We start from the raw sequence: 1,377 nt of genomic DNA on the forward strand, positions 1-1,377 counted from the left end.
CACCGACCGTGCGGTTCCCGAGGGCACGTTGGTGTCGATGTTCGAGGCGCAGGTGGCGGCGACGCCGGATGCTGTGGCGTTGGTCTTCGAGGGTGAGTCGCTGACGTACTCGGAGTTCGATGTTCGGGTTAATCGTCTTGCGCGGCATTTGATTTCGGTTGGTGTTGGGCCGGAGTCGTTGGTGGCGTTGGCGATGCGCCGGTCGCTGGAGATGATGGTCGGTGTCTATGCGGTGCTCAAGGCGGGTGGCGCGTACGTGCCGGTGGATCCGGATCAGCCGGCGGATCGGGTCGGTCACATCCTCGACACGGCGGCAGCGGTGTGCGTGTTGTCCACGGTGCGTGACGGTTTCGAAGGTGCGGGGGACAGTTCTGTCCTGTTGATCGACGCGTTGGACCTGTCGGGGTACGCCGATGGGCCGATTGCGGATGCGGATCGGCTGGGGGTGTTGGATTCGTCGAATGCGGCGTACGTGATCTTCACGTCGGGTTCGACGGGTCGGCCGAAGGGTGTTGCGGTCACGCATGGCGCGATCGTGAACCGTCTGGTGTGGATGCAGGCGGAGTACGGCCTGGGTGCGCAGGATGTGGTGTTGCAGAAGACGCCGGTGACGTTCGACGTGTCGGTGTGGGAGTTGTTCTGGCCGTTGCAGGTTGGTGCGCGTCTGGTGGTTGCGGTGCCGGACGGGCACCGCGATCCGGCGTATCTGGCGCAGGTGGTTGTCGAGCAGTCGGTGACGACGATGCACTTCGTGCCGTCGATGCTGGCGGTGTTCGTGGCGGAGCCGTCGGCGGTGGAATGCGCGACGTTGCGGCGGGTGTTCGCGTCGGGTGAGGCGTTGCCGGCGGAGACTGCGGCGCGGTTGCGGGAGATCTTGCCGGCGGTGCGGTTGCACAACCTGTACGGGCCGACGGAGGCTGCGGTGGATGTGACGTTCCACGAGGTCACTGCCGCGGATGTGGTGGGTGTGCCGATCGGTGCGCCGGTGTGGAACACGCAGGTGTTCGTGTTGGATGCTCGCTTGCGGCCGGTGCCGGTGGGTGTGGCGGGTGAGTTGTACCTGGCGGGCGTGCAGTTGGCGCGTGGGTATGTCGGTCGGTCTGATCTGACGGCGGATCGTTTCGTGGCGAGCCCGTTCGGGGTGTCCGGTGAGCGGATGTACCGGACCGGTGATCTGGTGTTCTGGAACGACTCTGGTGAGCTGGATTACATCGGTCGGACGGACTTCCAGGTGAAGTTGCGTGGTCTGCGGATCGAACTCGGCGAGATCGAGGCGGTGCTTGGTGCGCTGCCCGAGGTGGCGCAGTGTGTGGTCGTGGTGCGCGCGGACTCGGCGGCCGGCGAGCAATTGGTCGGCTACGTGGTGCCGTCGGCGGG

1 protein-coding gene is annotated in these 1,377 nt (G+C 65.8%); it reads left to right on the top strand.

From position 1 onward, the window contains the following. Positions 1-1,377 (top strand): non-ribosomal peptide synthetase (locus RT2_RS24900; RefSeq protein WP_139191349.1); only part of this gene is annotated, 1,377 nt, incomplete at both ends.

The sequence above is a fragment of the Rhodococcus tukisamuensis NBRC 100609 genome (assembly GCF_001894985.1).
Taxonomy (GTDB): Bacteria; Actinomycetota; Actinomycetes; order Mycobacteriales; family Mycobacteriaceae; genus Rhodococcus_G; species Rhodococcus_G tukisamuensis.